This window comes from Leclercia sp. Colony189 (assembly GCF_009740165.1).
Classification (GTDB): Bacteria; Pseudomonadota; Gammaproteobacteria; order Enterobacterales; family Enterobacteriaceae; genus Enterobacter.
In genome coordinates this window covers 4742358-4759168 of the sequence record NZ_CP046557.1, presented here as the reverse complement: position 1 = coordinate 4759168, position 16811 = coordinate 4742358, and the positions used below count along the sequence as shown (strand labels likewise).

At 58.1% G+C, this 16811-nt stretch carries 7 protein-coding genes; all 7 read right to left on the bottom strand.

The features are described 5' to 3' along the window. Positions 1 to 250 precede the first annotated feature (250 nt). Positions 251 to 8782, bottom strand: a complete 8532-nt coding sequence (locus GNG29_RS22700) for a hemagglutinin repeat-containing protein (RefSeq protein ID WP_156655392.1) — start codon at positions 8780 to 8782, stop codon at positions 251 to 253. Between the two features lie 19 nt (positions 8783 to 8801). Beyond that, entirely contained in the window at positions 8802 to 9314 is a 513-nt protein-coding gene (locus GNG29_RS22695; RefSeq protein WP_156655521.1) for a toxin-activating lysine-acyltransferase, read from the bottom strand. 2 nt (positions 9315 to 9316) lie between these two features. After that, positions 9317 to 11002 carry a ShlB/FhaC/HecB family hemolysin secretion/activation protein gene (locus GNG29_RS22690; protein ID WP_156655391.1) on the bottom strand — a complete coding sequence of 562 codons (1686 nt, stop codon included), beginning with the start codon at positions 11000 to 11002 and terminating at the stop codon, positions 9317 to 9319. 158 nt (positions 11003 to 11160) lie between these two features. Continuing rightward, a complete protein-coding gene (gene fdhE / locus GNG29_RS22685; RefSeq protein WP_156655390.1) occupies positions 11161 to 12090 on the bottom strand; it encodes a formate dehydrogenase accessory protein FdhE in 930 nt (309 codons plus the stop codon). Beyond that, positions 12087 to 12722, bottom strand: coding sequence for a formate dehydrogenase cytochrome b556 subunit (gene fdoI, locus GNG29_RS22680; protein ID WP_103177557.1), 636 nt, complete (start codon positions 12720 to 12722; stop codon positions 12087 to 12089). Before fdoI ends, fdhE begins: the two co-directional genes overlap by 4 nt. Further along, entirely contained in the window at positions 12719 to 13621 is a 903-nt protein-coding gene (gene fdxH / locus GNG29_RS22675; protein ID WP_103177556.1) for a formate dehydrogenase subunit beta, read from the bottom strand. Before fdxH ends, fdoI begins: the two co-directional genes overlap by 4 nt. A gap of 12 nt (positions 13622 to 13633) precedes the next feature. Further along, the gene (gene fdnG / locus GNG29_RS22670) at positions 13634 to 16684 is read right to left on the bottom strand and encodes a formate dehydrogenase-N subunit alpha (RefSeq protein ID WP_156655520.1); all 3051 of its coding nucleotides are present in this window, start codon (positions 16682 to 16684) and stop codon (positions 13634 to 13636) included. Between the last annotated feature and the right edge of the window lie 127 nt (positions 16685 to 16811).

The following is a 16811-nucleotide window of genomic DNA, read 5'->3' as shown; positions in this document are numbered from 1 at the left end:
CTTTTTTTACTTTTCCTGTAGCGTTGGTAATAAATCCACCAACAGCCAGACCCTGAAAGAACCCCACAAAATACGCCAGTTTTTATTGCTTTTATAAAGTTAATATTTAGAAAGCTAAAATTAACTGAGTAATACAATGAATAAAAGAACTCTGTCCCAATCTGGACGAGCATAAACCATAGGGAAAAAACTAGCACAAGAGCTAAGTTGAGATACAAGAAAGTAAATAACCAATTAATTTTTTTACTTTTCATTTCTGCGCCTCCGAATGAACATTAATCCATTTTCCGGCCTGATCATTTGAAAATTCAGTTGTCCCGGAACCGAATATATTTCCTGCAACTCCTGGCAACGGATCTAACGGCAAAGGTTTGGATATACCCATGCCAACATCAACCCATCCCCAGTTTTTCCAGTTTGGGTTAATAAACTTATCGAGTTGCCCCTGAAGCACCTTACCGGCACCATAACCCAGCCCGGAAGCCATACCGCTCATTGCTCCACCAATTAACGGATCATCTTCTTTCAGGTAACTGGACGTCGCTCCGCTGCCTGCATTTACTGCCATAGTGCCCCACAAGCCTGTTCCGGCTGTCAATGCACCAGTCCAGTAACCCAGAATGACGTCATTCGGATTTATTTCATGATTAATCAGCATGCCCACTCCTGCATTGGCACCGGCCCCAATCAGGCTGGTCGTAGCTGCGGCTCCCGGCAATAGCGGCCACGCCATTGCACTTCCCATTGCAGCTACCGCTGTTTCACACGACACCGGTGTTCCACCACTGCACGCTTCCCTGATTTGCTCCTGCTGCTCTTTTGTCCATGAATCAACGGTTCCCGGCTTGTTGGCCTCTATAGCCGCCAGGACATGCGCCAGCGAATTATTCTCAACCACCGTCTTCCCGCCCTGCCCCCCGGCCACCGCCGCAGCCGTACCGTCACCCGCCAGGCCGCCCGCAATACCCGCCGCGATGGTTGCCAGGCTGCTGATGGTCTGCTTCTGGCTTTCACTCAGCTCAGCCACCTCCTTCCCGTACATCTCCTTCGCAATCGAGCCTGCCAGCTCCCCGGCCACGGCACCTGCTGCTCCCGCCAGGGCGCTCTGCCCCTGCATGGCGGCGAGGGCAGCATTCGCCACCGCATGGGCCGCGGCTTTTTCCATGCCGTCCTCCAGCCCGGAACGGTGCCCGATAACCTCCGCCACGTACGGCGCAGCTGCCCCGGCCAGCGCGGCGCTGAGGTCGCCTCCGGCCGCACCCTTCACGGCGGCGGTGGCGGCCTGGATGGCCCGCTGGATATCGCTGCCGGTGCCGTACTCCGCCATCGCCGTCCGGCCCGCCTGTTCCGCAATCTCCTGCGGCGTCGGGCTGGCGTTGCCTCCGGCCCTGAGCTGCTCTTCGGCGGCACGCAGGGCGGCGGGGTCCTTCATGGCTTTTTGCTGCGCAATCTGGCCTTCGGTGCGGGCAATGTCCGACATCTGACCGCCGATATCGCTGATAAGCTGCGCTTCGTCGAGCCTGCGCTGCTCGCGCGCTTTGTCGAAGATAACGCCGACGGTATCGTTGGCATTCGCCGTGTCGCGGGAGAGGCGGGCGGTATCCTGCGTCTGGCTGGCCGGGTCGCGGATGATGATATCGCCCTGCGCGACGGCGGAGCGGGTGGTGCTTTCGGCGCTGTCATGGTTGTTAATGCCGGCCAGCAGGTTGCTGGCCATATTGCCGGTGAACTGGCCGTCGATGCTGGCCCCGCCCGAACTGAAGCCCGCGCTCTGATGCTCAACCGAATACTCCGCGTGGTTGCGGATATCCCGCCAGCCCAGGGTCCCGGTGTCGAGGCGGTTGTTTTCAGCTGCCGCGGTGGAGGCAATAACGGCGCCATCCAGCTGGGTGTGGCCGCCCGTGCGGATATCAAAGCCGCCGTCACCCGCGAAGAGCCCGGTCTGCTCCTGCACTGATTTGTAATCGCTGTCCATTTTATCGCGACTGGCGCTGATGCCACCCGAGCCGGTCATCGTCCCGAGGCTGAAGTTGCCGCCTGCGTTGATGCCCTTCTGAGTGCTGTTATAGCTGTCGGTGTCCTGCTGGCTTTGCAGGGTAAGATTGCGGCCAACGTCCGCCACTATGTGTTCCCCGCTGGCTTGTGCGCCTCTCAGGGTGGTGTCGCGCCCGCTCACAATCACGAGATTATTCCCGGTGTTCAGCGTGGTTTCGGTGTAAGTGGTGGAATTGCCTTTCTCCTTACCTTTACCGGCATTGAGGCCAGCAGAGAAATTAATGCCCGCACCGCCGGAGCCATAGCCAATACCGACCCCCGCGCTGCCGCCGTGGCTCTCATTTTTACCGTCGAGCCGGGAGGTATTTTGTGCGGAGATAAGGTTTACGTCGCGGCTAGCCTGAATCAGCATATCGTTCTCTGCCGCAAGGCTGCTGCCCTGTACCAGCACATCGCCATCAGTGGCTACCACGGTGAGGTTGTTCCCGGCGGTCAGGCTGCTTCCGCTGGCGTGTGTCTGCTCACGGGTCTGAGTCGTTTTTGACGACTGAGAGCCGTAAGAAAGGCTGATGCCCACAGTGTTATCGTTGCCTTTCTGGTCGCCGGTGGCCTGGTCCAGGCGTAACGCCTGTGACGTCTGCACGCCATAAAGCCCCGCTTTCACCGCCTGAAGGGCCGCCAGACGACCGCTGTCGGCTTCACTGGCGCGTGTCGTTGTACGTACGGCGCTGTCGAGCGCGCTGCCCGCACTGCCAGACAGGGCCAGCGTCAGGCCTGAGGATTTCTGCTCGACCGTATGGGTCTGGCTGCTGCTCTCCGTGGCAGCGACGATGCGCACGTCTTTACCTGCCAGCGTCATGTCGTGACCGGCCACCAGATCGGAGCCGTTCACCTGAAGCGCATTACCGGCAGTCAGCGTGACGTCGCCATTAACCGAGCCGATTGTGCTGCCCCGGTGAGATACATTCTGCGCATCATCCGTCACCTTCAGAGTGTTGCTGCCGTAGCTAAAGCCGATGCCGCCCGTGCCGGAGAAGCCGGACCTTTTCTCCTGCCGCTTATGGCTTTCCTGGCTGCGCTCTTCCGCCGTGGTGATGGTCAGGTTGTTCTGCGCCGAGAGGCGGAGATCGTTATCACCGACAACATCGCTGCCCTGAACGAGCAGGTCACGTCCTGCCTGCATGGTTACGCTGTCGCCGCTGAAGAGGGAGCCCTGCGCTGTCTCGCTGTTCACCACATCGTGGGTAGTAATGGTTTTTTTAGAGAATGCGCTGCTACTGCGGGTGGATTTATGGTGCGACTCGAATTCGCTGCGATCGGTGGCGGCCACGATAGAAATGTCGCGACCTGCGCTGACGCCGAGGCTTTTGCCCGCCTCGACGGAGGCTGCTTCGGCGTTAACGTCGCGTCCGGCCATCATCAGGAGCGAGCTTTCGCCCGCCACCTCGCTGCCCGCCTGCTGCAGGGTGGCCTGCTTCAGCCAGTTATCTTTATCCCACGTCAGGTTATCGCTGGCTGAGGTGGTCACGGTAGCAAGGTTCAGATCGCGTCCGGCGTTAAGTATCGTCTGGCCGTCGCTGCCGCTGTTAACGACCTGCGCGGCGGTCAGGTTGAGATCCTGCCCCGCGTTTAGCACCAGCTTGCCGTCATCCCCCTGCACGTAGATACCCGCCACGCGCTCAATAGTGGTGCGCTCAAAGCTGTTTTTACCGGTCGTGCTTTCTGCGCTGCGGGTGGTGGTAGTGAGGTTGATATCACGTCCGGCAGTCGCCAGCACTGAATTGTGGCCGGAAATCGTACCGCCGATATTGTTGATATCCGTGCGGGCCAGCAGGCTGACGTCCGCTCCCTGAATCGTGCCGGCGCGGTTGGTAAGCATGTCTGCGCTAAGCTGTACCACCTCCCGGCCATGAAGCGTACCGCTGTTCACCAGATCGCGGTTCAGGTTCATCACTACGTTCTGGCCGCCCATCAGCGCGCCAGAACCGTTAACGTCGCCCGGCTGTACGCGAACATACACCTGCGGCACCATTACCGTCTGCCAGCTTCCATCTGCAAGCTGCACGCGGGTATTGACCAGCCACACCATATCTTCTGTCAGCAGGCTCATCTGTTCGGCAGTGAGCGCCACGCCAGGTATGAGCTGATGCGCCTTGCCGAAGGCAATGCCTGCATCCATCAGCGCTCTGAATTGTGTTTCGTCGTCACGGTGATCGCCCAGGTAACGGCCGCCTGTCAGGGCAATGATCTGCTCACGAACCAGCCGCTGTTCGTAGTAACCGTCACCCAGACGTTTGTGCATGTTGTCATGGTTCAGCGCGAATGCGTCCTGCATGTAGTCGCTACCCAGCCACATTTTATTGTTTGTAAATCGCGGATCGGTTTCAATCAGATAATGGGCCTCCGGCGCCGGTAGGGTGTTGAACAGGCTGGTATCCGGCAGACGTGTATCGGGAGCGATCGCGCGGATCACGCCATTCTCCGCGCCGCTGGCAGGCGTTTCGATCCATTTTCCTGACGTATCGCTGGCAGGTGATTCCGGCGAGGCCACATCCACACCGACGGACAGGTCACCGGTTCCATTGAGCACGGCATCTGTCCCGCGTGCGGTGGCGGGGGAGAGGGTCATGCCGCTACCTTCGGCCTGGCTGTTGCCGTCCATCCTGCCGGGTGAGAGGGTAATCGACTGGATCACCGTGGGTGGCACATAGTCTGAGGTGCTTTTGCCCTGCGAGTCGCCGCCTTTTTTGGACTTACGGCTGTAGTGGGTCACGGAACCTTCATCGCTGATCCACCGGCTGCCTTCTGGCATCACGTTATCTACCGTATCGGCGAAGATACCGAGCGTTCCTCCCGCCACAATCTGGCTTTTGTCGTTCAGAACGTGGTTCGCGCTGATGACCATCTGGCCGCCCGAGAGGATCTTGCCCGGGTCGCTCTCTACAATCACCTCCTCTTCAATGGTGCGGGTATAGTTGTACTCGTAAAAGTTGTCATTATTGGCCCCGGTATCATCCGGCGTGTTGAGGTTCAACAGCTTGTCAGCAGAGTTGCGGTCGACAAACACGCCTTCAGTGCTGGCGTCCCAGCGGTCAGGCGATCCCTTATGCTGGTACTCGTGCATCTGCTCGGTGGAGATCCACTGCATTTCGGTGCTGAAATGATCGTTGATGTTATTGAGCTGGCTGACAGAAAGGATCATATCGCCAGCAGATTCAATGGTCGCGCTGTGGTTGTTCAACGTGCGTGCCTGGCCGGTGGCAAAGCCGTTTTCGTTCACCTGACCGCCGATAGCCAGCGCGCCATTGCTGTAGATAAGCGCGTGGTCGCGGTTGTTGATTGTGTCCGCACCGATGTCTACGCGTTGACGACCGGCGATGGTTGCCGCTTTTTCACCTTGCGCGAGGTTGTTTAGCGTGGCCGCCTGGAGTGAAAGATGATCGCCATAGATGCGACCCGTTCCGGCGTTGGTCAGCGTGCCTGCTTTAAGCCACGTCTGGCTACCGTCGATAAGGCCGTAATTGTTGAGATCAGCGGTGACCGTAAGCCACGTCGCGCCAGCGGCAATCTCACCAGTCGTGGTATTCAGCAGGCTGGCGGCGCTGAAGTTAAGCTTCTCACCTGCCAGTAGGTTGCCGCTGTTGGTCACGCTGCCCAGCGTGGTAAAGGTGAGATTATCATTGGCGATGACATCCCCCTGGTTGTCAAAGGCCTGACGCGTGTTGATGGTCATCTCCCCGAGCGAAAGCAATCGCCCATCTCCCGTCAGCTCCTCCGCGTCAATAGTGGCCTTCTCACCGGCTAACGTCACGCCGCCAGTGTTGACAAGGCGCAGAGCCGCACCGCTCAGCGACAGTTCCCCTGCGGCAGACAGTTCGCCCTGGGTATTATCAAGGGTTCCGGCGTTAGCAATATCCAGCGTATCGCCGGAAAGCACCGTTCCTTGGGTGTTATCGAGCTGCTGGCTGACGATTTTTATCTCCAGCCCCTCTATACCTTTCTCCGCCGCCTGGGTGTTGCGGTTAACCAGGGAAGCGGCGTGAAGCGTCACCGTAGCGCCGCTGCGCATCAGCCCCAGGGTGTTGTCGATAAGCCCGGATACGGCGTTAACCATCAGGTTGCCGAGAGACTGTATCTCACCCTGCTGGTTATCCACACGCTCAAGATCCAACGTGATCGCCTGTTCGCTTACCACGCGCCCACCGGTACGGTTGTCCAGCGAAGTTGCCTTCAGCGTAACGTCGCCCTTCGCCCCGAGTGTGCCGTTCTGGTTGTTCAGCTCACCCGTTGCCAGCTGCATCGCCGCCAGGCTATAGAGCGTGCCCTGCTGGTTATTCAGCAGATGGCCGTGCGTATCAAGGGAGATGCCTGCGCCCTGAATAATCCCCTCGCGGTTATCCGTATCGCTTTGTGTTGCGAGCTTCAGCGCCTCCAGTGCGACCAGCTTGCCAGCGATATTGCTGAAGCGGGCGGCGTTCACCGTCGCCCCTTTTCCTGCCAGCACGACCCCGGTATTGTTTTGCAGGTCGTTTGTGGTGATCGACATATTTCCCTGACTGACGATCCCGCCCGCGTCCCCGCTGTCGCGGTTGCTGATATGTTCACTGTTTAGCGTGAGATCGCCACCGCTCTGCACCAGCCCGCCGCTGTCGTTATCCAGCCGTTGCGCCGTAAGGCTGAGATCGCGTTGAGCAACCAGAGTCCCTTGCTGATTGACGATCCCGGCCGTTTCCAGACGCGCGTTATCGCCAGAGACCAGCACTCCCTGCGTGTTGTCCAGCGTTTCGGTACTGGCGTTCAGTGCTCCCCCTGCGTGGATGGCGCCGAGCTGGTTATCGATGGCGCTGGCGTGAATATTCAGCTCACCAACACTGACGATGCCCCCCGTGGCGAGGGTATATTTGTTTGAAAGGCGGCTACCGTGAGTATTGATGGCCATTCCTGCGCCGGACTGGATAAGCCCTTCGTCGTTATTCAGTGCGCCGCTGTCGAGGGCCAGGGTGCTGCGGGCAGCGATTTGCCCGCCGACGTTCGTTACCTGGTTTTTACTGGTGAGTGCGATGTGGCCGTTTTCAGCACTGATAAGCCCGTCGTCATTGCGCAATGTGTCTGTCGTCACGCTGACGTTTTGCGCGGCAGCCAGCACGCCCTCGTGGTTATCCACTCCGCCGGTTGTCTGCAATGAAAGACTGCCCGTCTCAGCCGCCAGAATGTGGCCTTTACGGTTATCCAGCGAGGCGGTATTCACAGTTATCGCGGCATTGGCGGCAATCATGCCGTCGCGGTTATCGATTCCGCCCTGTTGGTTGAGTGCCAGCGCCTCTGTCCCGCTCTGGCTGATCTGACCTTTCTGGTTCAGTAACGCTTTCGCCGTAAGCGTGAGTTTCCCGGCAGCCAGCAGGCCGCTGCGGTTATCGTGGGTGCCGGACGTTATGGCGCTAAGCGTGTCATCCGCCACAATCTGTGCGCTGGCGGTACTTAGATCGCCTTGTCCGGCGTTGAGGGTAATGTTTTTCGCCTGCGTCAGGCTGCCGGAAGCGTCCAGCCCCCGGCCGGAGGCGTTCAGGTTACCACCGGCCAGATTCCGTCCGTGCAGTTCTAGCTTACCGCTGGCGCTGAGCATCAGATCTCCACCGCTGCCCATTGTGCCGTCTGGCTGAACGCCTGCGGCCAGGGTACCGGTGTTGGTAATCGTTTTGCCTGTGAGGCTGACATTATGCTGAGCGGCGATAGATCCGCTGTTCTGCACCTCGGCGGTGCCAGAGATGGCAATATCTTCTGAAGACCAGACGGCGCCGCTGTTCTGGATTTGTCCATCGGCGGAGAGGGTGACCATTCCGGCTTCTGCGCCGATGTTGCCCGCATTACGTACGCCGACGCCTTTTTCCGTCCCGCGAAGGCGAATTTTCCCCGCGTACATGCCGCCCACTTGCGAGACATCCAGCGCCAGGCTGGGTTTTGCCGTGCCGTTATCCGCGAGCGCGTCGATCTGTTCATGAGCAGCATCGACGCGGTTACGCCCGGTTGTCACACGTAAATCCTGAGCATGAATGGCGGCGTTTACCTTCACCGCACGACCAATAATATCGGTGTGGTTCTGGCCGGTTGAATCCAGCCCGTTGCCGTTAATGTGAATTTCACCTTTCTCAACCTGATAGCCGGTTATCTTTCCGTTCTGCATCTGCGCGGTACCGGTGGTGAGCGTGGCGCGTCCGGCATTGATAAATCCACAGCCATTACAGGTAATGCCCGACGGGCTGGCGATGACCACGTCCGCTTTTTGGCCTGCCACTTCGATAAAGCCGTTAAGCTGGCTTGGATTGCGAGCGTTAACCTCGTTGAGGATAATTTTCGCCTCGCCTTTGGCCAGCCATGGGTTGGCAGCGACCATTCCGCCAAGCTGAGTAGCGGTATTTTTATGAGAGTTGTTAAGGATGACCCCGTTCTGGCCAACGTCGAACTGGCTATAAGTATTCCTGGAGACGCCTCCTGGAGATGGCGTCTGGATATTCACCTGCGGTGTACCATTGGCGGTGCTGATGATGGTCGCCTGCTGTTTATTCGGCGCTGATTGATCCGCCACAATCCCGGCCGCCTGTACCGCTATCGCACCGCTTGCCAGCCACAGACCGAGGCTAATCGCACCTATACGGCAGATAAGGCGCTGGTGGTTATGCGAAATCCCGGAAGAGGGCGCGCTGCCGGAACAGCCACGGGCAAGCTCCGATACCACCATCAGCATGCCGCGCGCTTTGTTGAAGACGATACGGTAAAGAAGTTTGTTCATGTGAAAATCCTTTTATTTTTTATCCGTGCAGCGGATGCGTCTTTTTCCAGTCCAGCAGCGTGTCGCGCGTCACCCGTTTGCCATAAAAGGTTCTGATACGACGCCCCTTTTCACCGCCGCGATGCCATAGCGAGCGGCCAATCTGATGCGGGAAAATCTCCTCGCGCAACAGGCGGAACAGGGCTTCCGTATGGCCAAAGGGGGCGATAAAGTCGCGAAACCACAACCGATCCCCGTTGCACCAGTCGGCTTCCGGCAGGACAACCGTCGCGTCGTTGAGATAGCGATGTTCAGCCTCTTCGTTCATCCATGCCCAGCTCAGAAAAAAGATCGGGCGGCCTTCCTTTTCCACCAGCACGTACTGCTGACGTTTGATAACCGGTAGAAGGACAACGGGCAGCACGTGCAGCGGAGCATCCCGGTGGTTGAAAGAGTGCATCCAAAGCCAGACCGATGCGCCAAAGGCTTCCGCTTCATTAAGGGTATTGCCCAGCACCAGCGGGCAGTGGACCGTAAAATCGCCATAGCGCATCGTCATAGCGCCATATTCAGGTTAAAGCCGAAGGTGGCGGGGCTGGTTTTAAAGCCTTCTGGACGAGAGAACGGCACGCCAGCAAACATGTCAAAGCCCACTTTCCACAGTGTGCCGCGCAGCCCGGCGGCTCCCCCTGCGAGGTGGTTTCCGGTCAGGTATTCCGTTCCTTTGCCTGCCACTTCGCCGTAATCGGCAGCCAGATAGAATTCGGTGTCCGGAAGAGGGAGCTGCCATGAGAGATCGTTACGCACCAGCCAGCCGCGATCGGCATTTAGCGTGCGTTCCCCATCGAAACCGCGGACTGTCCAGCGACCGCCGATAGAGAACTGATCCTGCGTGGTGAGCGGCGTATTACTGGTCTGACGCTGCCATGCAATGTCGTAACGGAAACGCTGGTTGACCAGCGCAAACGGCAGACTCAGACGTGCATCGGTACGTAGAATGCGGCTTAGCGCCGTGGCTTCATCGAACATCTCTTCTGGCGCTGGCTGAGCGCCAAACCAGCGAGTACCGCGTTGATAGCTTATTCCGGCATCCAGCGTTGCCGGGCCAAGGTAGTGACGATGCTGGAGCCCGGCTTTCCACGAGGAGACGTGTCGGCGCTGAACTTCAATTTCTGTGTCACTGATGTAGTTACGCGTCGTACGACTCTCGACGTCCCAGGTGAATGAGGTTTTTTGCGCGCTGCTGCGGTGCAGAACCCGGCTGAGTTGCGCCACCAGACTCTGGCTCTTACCGCTATAACGGTAATCGTCGCTCAGCCCGGCCACCGTCTGGTGATAGTGATAATCGCTGCCGGTAAGAGAAAAGGCCCACCAGCCCACCGGAACAGACCAGTGGGCGCTAAGGTTCTGGTTGCCTTTTTCCGGCCCGGTTTGCAGATCGTGGTTAACGGAAAACCAGAACAGATCGCTCAACGCCAGCGGGTTATCCAGTGAGAGGGTGAGTCCCCCCTGATAGCGCCCGGTTGACGTCGAACCTGCGTCATCCAACGACAGACCAAGCCGCCAGAATTTGCTCTGCTGGCGGGAGATAATGATATCGCTCTCGCCAGGTTGCTCGGCGGGAACAATCTCCATCTCCACCTGCACGGTGGGCAGGCGCTGCAGATTTTCCAGCCCTTGCTCAATGTCCCGCAGATCCAGCAAATTTCCGTCATGTGCCGGGAAGGCGCTATAGAGCCAAAGCCAGCGGCTGCTGTCATCGGTAAAGGTGACGTGCCGAATGGTTCCCGGAATGACGGCCAGCTTCAAATGACCACTTTTAATATCCTGTCCGGGGGCCAGCACACGTGCGGTCGTCCAGCCGTGAGATATCAGCCGGTTCTGAAGCGAACTCATCAGCTGATTAATGCCTTGTGCGCCCAGGCATCTGCCGACCGCACGATCGGCGAGGCGCTGCAATGGCAACCAGGGCGGTAGGGCTTCCTGACCGGTAAGCGTGATATCATGGATAACGAAACAGGGAGATTCGTCAGGAAACGCTGCGCTTGCGCCGTCTTCCACGGTAGTGGCAAGCCGGACATCCGGCACAGGTGGGTTCAGTTGCGCTTCCAGAGCCTGCTGGCGTTGCTGCTGAAGGATAAACTGCCCATCCCCTGGCGCAGCGTTAGTAGCCGTCGTAAGGCAGAATAAAGCGCTGTTGAGGAAAATCGGTATGCACGTCGCCAGGCGTCGAAGTTCCATTTCGATACCATCCCTTACAAAATGTAATATTTTAGGGGGCAATAGTGAAGAAGGAGAGGCGGATTATCTATACAGAGAAGGTAAACAGAATCCTAAAATGCAGCGTGCACGTACTGTAGGCCGGGCAAGCTTGCGCCGCCCGGCACTCTCACAGGAGATTACTCCCCTTCACCCGGGAACAGGAACGGGTTAATAGAGCTGCGGGCAAAGCCCTCCTGCTCCATTTTTGCGTCCAGGATCAGCGTTGCGAGATCGTCAGCGACGGCTTCCACTTTCGGGTCTTTTTCCTGATACAAAATCTTCAGGTAGGTGCCGCAATCGCCGCAGCTCTCGGCTTTCACCGCGGACTGTTCATTTTCCAGCGACCAGTAGTGCAGATCGCGGGTCTGTTCACAGTTGCTGCACTTCACGCGCACCACGTGCCACTCGGTTTCACACAGGTTGCAGTGCAGGTAGCGCAACCCCTGAGTGGTTCCAATTTGCACCATGCTGGAGACCGGCATTGAACCGCACACCGGGCAGAACTGGCGGGCTTCACCATATTCAGCGCGGGCTTTACCCGGGATGAGGCTCGCCATTTGCGCCCAGTAGAGCGACAGGGCAGCCCAGATGAACGGGGCTTTATCACTGCTGACCGAGGCAAAATCAGAGGCAAACAGCGCGCTCGCCATCTGCTCCAGCTCCTGCTCGGAGGCTTTCTCAAGATTCTCGATCACCGCCAGCGCCGGGCCGCTCATCTCAGGCTTCAGCTCGGCAATCAGGGAGTGCAGCAGCTTATGCCAGTGCTTGTCGCGCGGCAGAACGTGGATATCCAGCGGCGGTTTGCCCTGCTCGTTCGCCTCTTTAATGCGCGCGGTCAGATCCATCTGCAGCGGATGGTCGTACAGCACCACTTCCTGGGCGTGGGCGATCAGCGCCGCAAAGCGCAGATAGTCGCCAAGCGGGTTGCTCTCAGCCAGCTCACGCAGGCGTTCCGCGCGGCGGTTGTAGAGGTTTTTTAGTCTGGGGAACAGTAACGGCGGAATCACTTCCGCCGTGCGTTTCTCGCTCGAACCCAGCTCATCTTGCGGGATTATGCGAATACTCATTCAGTTTTCTTTTCCGTTGTCTTTCGGACTTCGCGGTACCAGCGCGGGTGATGTTTCTTCGCCCACGTTTTGGTAACCCAGCCCTCCACCATCGCGGTAATGGTGCCTTTCACCCAGAGGGCGGCGTAGATATGCACCATGATAACCACAATTAACGCCACTGCGGCAAATGAATGCAGCATTAACGCAAATCGGATTACCGGGATTGAGAAAGCAGGCGCAAAGTACGGACGCCAGATGATCACGCCGCTCACCAGCAACAGGACCAGGAAGATAATCGCCGCCCAGAATACGCACTTCTGGCCGAAGTTATAACGCCCGGTGTCACCCACTTCCTCGTTGACGACGATCTTACGAATATTCTTCGCCCAAAAGATATCATCCCGATTGATTAGGTTATGGTGCCAGTAACGGAAAAACATGATGATGAACGAGGCAAACATCACCACACCCACGAACGGGTGCAGGATGCGCGCCAGCTGCGGCGTACCCAGGATCTGCATCAGCCAGTTGAAGGAGGGGAAGAAGAACCCCAGCCCGCTTATCGCCGCCAGCATGAAGCAGAAGGCGGTGACCCAGTGGTTGATACGTTCCGGTGCCGTGTAGCGCACGATGGTGTCACGTCTTTTCATTTGCGCACCTCGTCTTTCTCTTCATCCAGGTTGTCCTCTTCCTCTTCCGCACGGTTCGGACCGACACCCACGTAGTGGAAGATGCTCGCGGCGAAGGTGGCAGCAAAGCCCACCGCTGCCAGCGGCTTCCAGATACCTTTCCAGAACTTCACGGTGGCGCTGATCTCCGGGTTCTCCGGCAGGCCATGGTACAGATTCGGCTTGTCGGCGTGGTGCAGCACGTACATGACGTGCGTGCCGCCAACACCGGCCGGATCGTACAGGCCCGCGTTGTCGTAGCCGCGGGTTTTCAGCTCGGCTACGCGCTCACCCGCCAGGGTTTTCATATCCTCTTTGGAGCCAAAGTGGATAGCGCCGGTCGGGCAGGTCTTCACGCACGCCGGCTCCTGGCCGACGTTCACGCGGTCAACGCACAGCGTGCATTTGTAGACGCGGTTGTCTTCCGGGTTCATGCGCGGCACGTCGAACGGGCAGCCGGCGATGCAGTAGCCGCAGCCGATGCACTGCTCGGACTGGAAGTCGACGATGCCGTTGGCATACTGAATGATCGCTCCTTCCGACGGACACGCCTTAAGGCAGCCCGGATCCGCACAGTGCATACAGCCATCTTTGCGGATCAGCCACTCCAGTTTGTCGTTCTGCTCCACTTCCGAGAAGCGCATTACCGTCCAGGACTTGGCGGTCAGGTCGGCGGGGTTATCATAAACCCCGACGTTGTGACCCACTTCGTCACGGATGTCGTTCCACTCTGAACAGGCCACCTGACAGGCTTTACAGCCGATACAGGTGGTTACGTCGATAAGCTTCGCCACTTCCTGCTGGTGGTCCCGCGCCTGGGGCGCGGGGGTGAACCCGTTAGTCGCGGAACGACGAATGATGTCTTGCGATTGATAAGCCATAAGTCGTCTCCGTTACACCTTTTCCACGTTCACGAGGAAGGCCTTAAACTCCGGCGTCTGCGTGTTCGCATCGCCGACGAACGGCGTCAGGGTGTTGGCAATAAACCCTTTCTTCGCCACGCCCTCATAACCCCAGTGAATCGGAATACCGATGGTATCCACATCCTGACCGTGAACGTTCAGCGTGCGAATACGCTTGGTCACCACTGCCTTGGCCTTGATGTAGCCGCGGTTAGAGGAGACCTTCACGGTGTCGCCATGGGCGATGCCGAGCTTGTTCGCCAGCTTCTCGCCGATCTCCACAAACTGCTCCGGCTGCGCGATGGCGTTCAGCAGCGCGTGCTTGGTCCAGTAGTGGAAGTGCTCGGTCAGACGGTAAGTGGTGCCCACATACGGGAACTTGTCTTTTTTGCCCAACGCCTCGAAATCGCTCTTAAAGATACGGGCGGCCGGGTTAGAGACCACGTTCGGGTGCAGCGGGTTAGTGCCCAGCGGCGTCTCAAACGGCTCGTAGTGTTCCGGGAATGGCCCTTCCGCCATCTTATCGATAGCAAACAGGCGTCCCATCCCTTCAGGCTGCATGATAAACGGCCCGACATCGCTGCCCGGAGGCGCGGTGCTGTAGTCCGGAATATCCACGCCGCCCCACTTCGCGCCGTCCCACTTCAGCAGCTGACGCTTCGGATCCCACGGGTTGCCCTGCGGGTCAGCAGAGGCACGGTTATAGAGAATGCGGCGGTTCAGCGGCCACGACCATGCCCAGCCCAGCGTATTGCCGAGGCCCGACGGGTCGGCGTTATCGCGGTTAGCCATCTGGTTGCCTTTCGGCGTCCAGCTACCGGCAAAGATCCAGCAGCCGCTGGAGGTGGTGCCGTCGTCGCGCAGATGGGCAAAGGTACTCAGCTGATCGCCTTTCTTCGCCAGCACCGCCCCGGTGGCCGGGTCGATAACGTCTGCCAGCGCCTTACCGTTGCTCTCCATCGCCACCTCTTCCGGGGATGGATTCTCCGGCGTCGAGTAGTTCCAGGTCATGTTCAGCACCGGTTCCGGGTTCGCGCCGCCTTCAGCCGCGTACATCTTACGCAGACGTAAGAAGATACCGGCCAGGATCTCGCCGTCGTTCATGGCGATGCCCGGGGCGTCTGCACCCTTCCAGTGCCACTGCAGCCAGCGACCGGAGTTAACGATAGAGCCGTTCTCTTCCGCGAAGCAGGTGGATGGCAGACGGAACACTTCGGTCTGAATCGTCGACGGATCGACGTCGTTCGATTCGCCGTGGTTCTGCCAGAAGGTCGAGGTCTCGGTATTGAGCGGGTCAATGGTGACCAGGAACTTCAGTTTCGACAGGGATGCCACAACCTTGTTCTTGTTCGGGAACGAGGCCACCGGGTTAAAGCCCTGGCAGATATAGCCGTTGACCTGACCCTGGTGCATCATCTCGAAGTACTGCAGAACGTCGTAGCCTTTGTCCCACTTCGGCAGCCAGTCAAAGCCCCAGCTGTTTTCCGCCGTCGCCTTGTCACCGAAGAAGGCTTTCATCATCGAGACGAAGAACTTCGGATAGTTGCTCCAGTAGTTCACCTGACCTTCAAGCAGCGGTTTCGGGGTGCTGGCCGTCAGGTAGGTTTGCAGGTCGGTCTGTTTCTCACTTGGCAGGCTCATGTAACCGGTCAGGCTCTGCGACAGCAGACCGAGGTCGGTCAGACCCTGAATGTTGGAGTGGCCGCGCAGGGCGTTCACGCCGCCGCCTGCCATCCCCATGTTGCCGAGCAGCAGCTGAACCATCGCCATGGTACGGATGTTCTGCGCGCCGATGGAGTGTTGCGTCCAGCCGAGGGCATACAGGAACGAGGCGGTTTTATCGTGAACGCTGGTTTCAGCGATCATCTCGCACACCTTCAGGAAGTCCGCTTTCGGCGTCCCGCAGATGTTTTCCACCACTTCCGGCGTATAGCGGGAAACGTGCTCTTTCAGCAGGTTCCACACGCAGCGCGGGTGTTGCAGCGTGGTGTCGCGCTTCGCAAAGCCATTCTCGTCCAGCTCGTAGTTCCAGCTGGTCTTGTCGTACTTGCGTTTTTCGGCGTCATAACCGCTGAACAGGCCATCTTCGAAGTGGTAATCCTCACGCACGATCAGGCTGGCGTTGGTGTAGGCTTCGGTGTATTCGCGGTTATATTTTTCGTTAGTCATCAGGTACAGCAGTACGCCTGACAGGAAAGTGATGTCAGTACCTGAACGAATAGGGGTGTAGAAATCCGCCACCGACGCTGTACGCGTAAAGCGGGGATCGATCACAATCAGTTTCGCACCGTTGTGGATTTTTGCTTCCATCGCCCAGCGGAACCCAACAGGGTGCGCTTCAGCGGCGTTACCGCCCATCACCACAATAAGGTTGGCATTTTTGATGTCGACCCAGTGGTTGGTCATCGCACCGCGACCAAATGTTGGAGCAAGACTTGCTACCGTTGGTCCGTGTCAGACACGCGCCTGGTTGTCGACCGCGAGCATACCGAGTGCGCGCGTAAATTTCTGGGTTAAATAGCCGGTTTCGTTGCTGGAGGCCGAGGCGCACAGCATGCCGGTGGAGAGCCAGCGGTTTACCGTTACGCCATCTGCATTCTGGGCAATAAAGTTGGCATCGCGATCTTTTTTAATCAGTGTGGCGATGCGGTCAAATGCCTCTTCCCAGCTGATTTGCTGCCATTTATCTGAACCTGGCGCACGATACTCAGGATATTTCAGGCGGCTTTCGGAGTGAATAAAGTCCACCAGACCGGCCCCTTTCGGGCAGAGCGCGCCGCGGTTAACCGGATGATCCGGGTCCCCTTCAATATGGAAAATAGATGCTTTGGCGTTTTTCGCGCCGTCGCCGAGGCTATACATTAACAGCCCACAGCCGACGGAGCAGTATGTACAGGTATTACGGGTTTCGCGGGTGCGTAGCAGTTTATACTGCCGCGTTTCCGCCAGCGCGACGCCGGGCGCAAAGCCCAGTGCTGCTGCCGTGGTGCCTGCCATACCGCCAGCGCAGATCTTAAAGAACTGCCTTCTGCTGACCTGCATGGTCACTCCTTGTTTCGACATTGCTACCCTTCACTCTTCACGCCTGCGCGAATTATTTGGGGTCATTATTGTTTTACTTTACGGTTGATTTTTTGACCGCAAAGTTGAAAATTTGCGTTAAACCCTC

Excerpts from the sequence above, each read along its gene's own strand:
- GNG29_RS22695 (WP_156655521.1), bottom strand. The coding sequence starts at position 9,314 with ATGCGCTATGGCGATTTTACGGTCCACTGCCCGCTGGTGCTGGGCAAT.
- GNG29_RS22690 (WP_156655391.1), bottom strand. The coding sequence starts at position 11,002 with ATGGAACTTCGACGCCTGGCGACGTGCATACCGATTTTCCTCAACAGC.
- fdxH (WP_103177556.1), bottom strand. The coding sequence starts at position 13,621 with ATGGCTTATCAATCGCAAGACATCATTCGTCGTTCCGCGACTAACGGG.
- fdoI (WP_103177557.1), bottom strand. The coding sequence starts at position 12,722 with ATGAAAAGACGTGACACCATCGTGCGCTACACGGCACCGGAACGTATC.
- fdhE (WP_156655390.1), bottom strand. The coding sequence starts at position 12,090 with ATGAGTATTCGCATAATCCCGCAAGATGAGCTGGGTTCGAGCGAGAAA.
- GNG29_RS22700 (WP_156655392.1), bottom strand. The coding sequence starts at position 8,782 with ATGAACAAACTTCTTTACCGTATCGTCTTCAACAAAGCGCGCGGCATG.